Origin of the sequence: Streptomyces sp. NPDC006197 (genome assembly GCF_040613865.1) — a bacterium.
Taxonomy (GTDB): Bacteria; Actinomycetota; Actinomycetes; order Streptomycetales; family Streptomycetaceae; genus Streptomyces.
On record NZ_JBEXSZ010000268.1, the window covers coordinates 1 to 4,372 of the forward strand.

The 4,372-nt window shown below is 74.8% G+C and carries 5 protein-coding genes and 1 riboswitch; of the genes, 3 read left to right on the forward strand and 2 right to left on the reverse strand.

The annotated features are described in order from the left end of the window. Positions 1-76: 76 nt before the first annotated feature. Both ABZ318_RS39120 and ABZ318_RS39125 read right to left on the reverse strand, forming a co-directional pair. Positions 77-442, reverse strand: a complete 366-nt coding sequence (locus ABZ318_RS39120; protein WP_030693433.1) for an Rv2175c family DNA-binding protein — start codon at positions 440-442, stop codon at positions 77-79. Between the two features lie 43 nt (positions 443-485). After that, a complete protein-coding gene (locus ABZ318_RS39125) occupies positions 486-1,718 on the reverse strand; it encodes an FAD-dependent oxidoreductase (RefSeq protein ID WP_356907176.1) in 1,233 nt (410 codons plus the stop codon). A 95-nt stretch (positions 1,719-1,813) separates the two neighbouring features. Next, positions 1,814-1,927: riboswitch (TPP riboswitch) on the forward strand. Between ABZ318_RS39125 and thiO the strand changes: the two genes are divergently transcribed. From thiO to ABZ318_RS39140, 3 genes are all read left to right on the forward strand, one after another. Continuing rightward, positions 1,925-3,118 (forward strand): glycine oxidase ThiO, encoded by a 1,194-nt coding sequence (thiO, locus tag ABZ318_RS39130; RefSeq protein ID WP_356907177.1) that lies wholly within the window; start codon positions 1,925-1,927, stop codon positions 3,116-3,118. Its footprint overlaps the riboswitch before it by 3 nt. Continuing rightward, positions 3,115-3,327 (forward strand): sulfur carrier protein ThiS, encoded by a 213-nt coding sequence (gene thiS / locus ABZ318_RS39135; RefSeq protein ID WP_356907178.1) that lies wholly within the window; start codon positions 3,115-3,117, stop codon positions 3,325-3,327. The genes thiO and thiS overlap by 4 nt, the downstream gene beginning before the upstream one ends. A 5-nt stretch (positions 3,328-3,332) precedes the next feature. Then, complete coding sequence (locus tag ABZ318_RS39140) at positions 3,333-4,127, forward strand: thiazole synthase (protein ID WP_356907179.1); 795 nt, start codon at positions 3,333-3,335, stop codon at positions 4,125-4,127. Positions 4,128-4,372: the final 245 nt, after the last annotated feature.

Consider the following 4,372-nt stretch of genomic DNA (forward strand, 5'->3'; position numbering starts at 1 on the left):
GCCCCCGGGTGAGGGGCGGGCGCCGCGGCACCGGCTGGTGGTGTCTTCGGTACGTGCGTACGTCGGCGCGGGCGCGTCAGACGGCGAGCGCCTGGGCGCGGCGCTTCACCTCCGTGCCGCGGTTCTCGTTGAGCGCCTGCGCGGGCGTGCCCGGCAGGCTCTCGTCCGGAGTGAAGAGCCACTCCAGCATCTCTTCGTCGGTGAAGCCGTCGTCCCGCAGCAGCGTCAGGGTCCCGACCAGACCCTTGACGACCTTGTCGCCCTGGATGAAGGCGGCGGGCACGTACAGCGCGTTGTTCGGTCCGCGGCGCACGGCGATGAGCTGGCCCTCCTTGACCAGCTGCCGCACGCGCGTCACCTCGACATCGAGCATCTCCGCGATCTCGGGCAGGTTGAGCCAGGCGGGGACGAGAGCATCGATCTTTACGTCAATCTCGGTCACAGGACAAGCCTGCCATCCCGGACTGACAGCCGGTAGTCGGACCCTACCGGGCTGCCGCCTTCAGGGGGACGGACGGGTCCGCGGCGCGCTCGGGGTCGACGGGCGCGGCGGCCTCGATCAGCTTGCGGCCCTGCGCCAGGTCGCGCGGGCGGCCGACGGCGAGGAGGGCCACCGGCACGCCGGCGCGCAGCCAGAGCACGGACCAGGCCTCGTCGGCCGGGTCGCCGCGCCACAGCAGCTCGTCGGCGTCCGCGTGGTGTCCCGCGTACTGGACGAAGCGGCCGAACTGCTCGGACCAGAAGTACGGCACCGGGTCGTACGGCACGTCGGCGGCGCCGGTGATCGCCGCCGCGACCACGCGGGGCCCCTGGAGCGCGTTGTCCCAGTGGTGGACGAGGAGCCGCTCCCCGTAGCGGGCGGAGGGGAAGGAGGCACAGTCGCCGACGGCGTACACGTCGGGCAGGGAGGTGCGCAGCCGGTCGTCCGCGGTGACGGCGCCGCTCGGGTCGAGGGCGATGCCGGAGCCGGTGAGCCAGCCGGTGGCGGGGCGGGCGCCGATGCCGACGACGACGGCGTCGGCGGGCAGCTCACGGCCGTCGGCGAGGACGACGCGGCCGGGCGCACCGGGCGCACCGGGCTCGACGGTGTGTACGCGCGCGTGGGTGAGGAGTTCGGCGCCGCTCGCCCCGTACCACTCGGCCATGGGGGCGGCGACCTCGGCGGGCAGCGCTCCGGCGAGGGGGCGGTCGGCGGCCTCGACGACGGTGACGGCGCAGCCCGCCTCGCGCGCGGCGGTGGCGAACTCGGCGCCGATCCAGCCGGCGCCGACGACCACGACGGAGTGGCGGCGCTCCAGGACGGGCCCGAGGCGCACGGCGTCGTCGAGGGTGCGCAGCAGATGGACGCCGGGGACGCCCTCGGTGCCGGGCAGGGTGACGGGATGGGCGCCGGTGGCGACGACCAGGGTGTCGTACGCGACGGGTCCGGCCTCGGTGTCGATCTCGTGGTCGGCGGCGCGCAGTCCGGTGACGTCCAGGCCGAGCCGGAGCTCGATGTCGAGGTCCTCGAAGTCGATCTCGAAGGCGGAGTCCTCGGCCTTGCCGAGGAGGATCGCCTTGGAGAGCGGCGGCCGGTCGTAGGGCTGGTGGGGTTCGGCCCCGATGAGGGTCAGGGGGCCGGTGAAGCCCTGCTCGCGCAGGGCGACGGCGGTCTGGACGCCCGCCATTCCGGCGCCGACGATCACGACGTGCTGCTGGGCCTGCTTCTGCTCGCTCACCCGACCACCTTACGCATCTGACGAATCGTCAGGAATAGGGGGGTGGTGAGGGAGGGGTCTGCGGCCCCCGGCGGCGCGGGCTAGTCTGGCGGGCGTAAAGCACTCGCGGGAGTCCGGACGCACCGGGCTGAGAGGGAGGCTGGGACGGCCTCCGACCGTACGAACCTGATCCGGGTCATGCCGGCGAAGGGAGGGGCTGGACGCCCATGCGTTCTTCTCGTGTCCATGTGTCCGACGTCCGTGTCTCCGACGTCCTCGTGGTCGGGGGCGGCATCATCGGCCTGGTCACGGCCTGGCGGGCCGCGCAGCGCGGGCTGCGCACCGCCGTCGTCGACCCCGACCCGGGCGGCGGGGCCGCGCGGGTCGCGGCCGGCATGCTCGCCGCCGTCACCGAACTCCACTACGGCGAGGAGACCCTGCTCGGGCTCAACCTCGCCTCCGCGGCCCGCTACCCCGCGTTCGCCGCCGAACTGGAGGAGGCCGCCGGCCACGACGTCGGCTACCGCGCCTGCGGCACCCTCGCCGTCGCCCTCGACGCCGACGACCGGGCCCACATGCGCGAACTGCACGCCCTGCAGACCCGCTGCGGGCTCGTCTCCGAATGGCTCAGCGGCCGCGAGTGCCGCCGGCTCGAACCGATGCTGGCGCCCGGCGTCCGGGGCGGGCTGCGGGTCGACGGCGACCACCAGGTCGACCCGCGCCGACTGGCCGCCGCGCTCCTGCGCGCCTGCGAACGGGCCGGGGTCGTCTTCCACCGGACCCTCGCGGAGCGGCTCACGGTCGTGCGGGACCGGGCGCGCGGCGCCGTGCTCACCGACGGCGAGGAGCTGACGGCCGACCAGGTCGTCCTCGCCGCGGGCAGCCTCAGCGGGCGGCTCGCGGGCGTGCCCGAGGAGGTGCTGCCGCCGGTCCGCCCCGTCAAGGGCCAGGTCCTCCGGCTGCGGGTGCCGCCCGCGTACGCCCCCTTCCTCTCCCGCACCGTCCGCGCCGTCGTCCGCGGCAGCCACGTCTACCTGGTGCCCCGCGAGAACGGCGAGCTCGTCGTCGGCGCCACCAGCGAGGAGCTCGGCTGGGACACCACGGTGACGGCGGGCGGGGTGTACGAGCTGCTGCGCGACGCCCACGAGCTCGTCCCGGGCATCACCGAGCTGCCGCTCACCGAGACGCGGGCCGGACTGCGCCCCGGCTCCCCCGACAACGCGCCGCTGCTCGGCCCCACCGCCCTGCCCGGCCTGCACCTGGCCACCGGCCACTACCGCAACGGGGTGCTGCTCACCCCCGTCACCGGCGACGCCATGGCCGAGGCGCTCACCACCGGCGCCCTCCCCGACGAGGCGCGCCCCTTCACCCCCCGTCGTTTCTCCCCCGCCCCTCCCGTACGTCAGGAGCAGCCCGCATGAACGTGTCCATGACCGTGTCCGTGAACGGAGAGGCGCGCGAGCTCTCCGGCCCCCTCTCCCTGGACGCCCTCGTGGCGACCCTGACCACGGCCCCCTCGGGCGTCGCGGCGGCGCTCAACGAGACGGTCGTGCCGCGCGGCGAATGGGCCACCACGCTGCTCGGCGAGGGCGACCGGGTCGAGGTCCTCACCGCGGTGCAGGGAGGCTGACCGGAATGTCCGACGACGTTTTCACCCTCGGCGGTACGGAGTTCTCCTCCCGCCTCATCATGGGCACCGGCGGCGCCCCCAGCCTCGACGTCCTGGAACGCTCCCTCTCCGCCAGCGGTACGGAACTGACGACGGTCGCCATGCGGCGTCTGGACCCCACGGTCCAGGGCTCGGTCCTCTCCGTCCTGGAACGCCTCGGCATCCGGGTCCTGCCGAACACGGCGGGCTGCTACACCGCGGGCGAGGCCGTCCTCACCGCCCGCCTGGCCCGGGAGGCGCTCGGCACGAACTGGATCAAGCTGGAGGTCGTCGCCGACGAGCGCACCCTCCTGCCGGACGGCGAGGAGCTCCTGGCCGCGGCCGAGACCCTGGTCGACGACGGCTTCGTCGTCCTCCCCTACACCAACGACGACCCCGTCCTGGCCCGGAAGCTGGAGGACGTGGGCTGCGCGGCGATCATGCCGCTCGGCTCCCCCATCGGCTCCGGACTCGGCATCCGCAACCCGCACAACTTCCAGCTGATCGTCGAACGGGCCGAGGTCCCGGTGATCCTCGACGCCGGCGCGGGAACGGCCTCGGACGTGGCGCTCGCGATGGAGCTGGGGTGCGCGGCGGTGATGCTGGCGTCGGCGGTGACGCGGGCGCAGGAGCCGGTGCTGATGGCCGCGGCGATGCGGCACGCGGTCTCGGCGGGCCGTCTGGCCTTTCGGGCGGGCCGCATTCCCCGCCGGCACTTCGCCTCCGCGTCCTCCCCGACCACGGGCCAGGCCCACCTGGACCCGGAACGCCCAGCCTTCTGACCCCACCGGGCCTGCGCCCGCCCCCGTTGTGGGCGCCCGTTCCGCCGGGGCGGTGCCCACCCTCGCGCCCTCCGTTGTGGGCAGTCGCTTCCGCCGGGGCGGTGCCCCCGCCCACCCCCGTTGTGGGCAACTGTTCCGCTGGGGCGGTGCCCCCGCCCACCCCGTTGTGGGCAACTGTTCCGCTGGGGCGGAACGGGTGGGCACAACGGAACGGCGCCCCTTGCCGGGCCTAGGCTCCTGCGCCC

What these genes read in the sequence shown, in the direction of transcription:
- thiO (WP_356907177.1), top strand. Translation starts at nt 1,925, where the DNA reads ATGCGTTCTTCTCGTGTCCATGTGTCCGACGTCCGTGTCTCCGACGTC.
- thiS (WP_356907178.1), top strand. Translation starts at nt 3,115, where the DNA reads ATGAACGTGTCCATGACCGTGTCCGTGAACGGAGAGGCGCGCGAGCTC.
- ABZ318_RS39140 (WP_356907179.1), top strand. Translation starts at nt 3,333, where the DNA reads ATGTCCGACGACGTTTTCACCCTCGGCGGTACGGAGTTCTCCTCCCGC.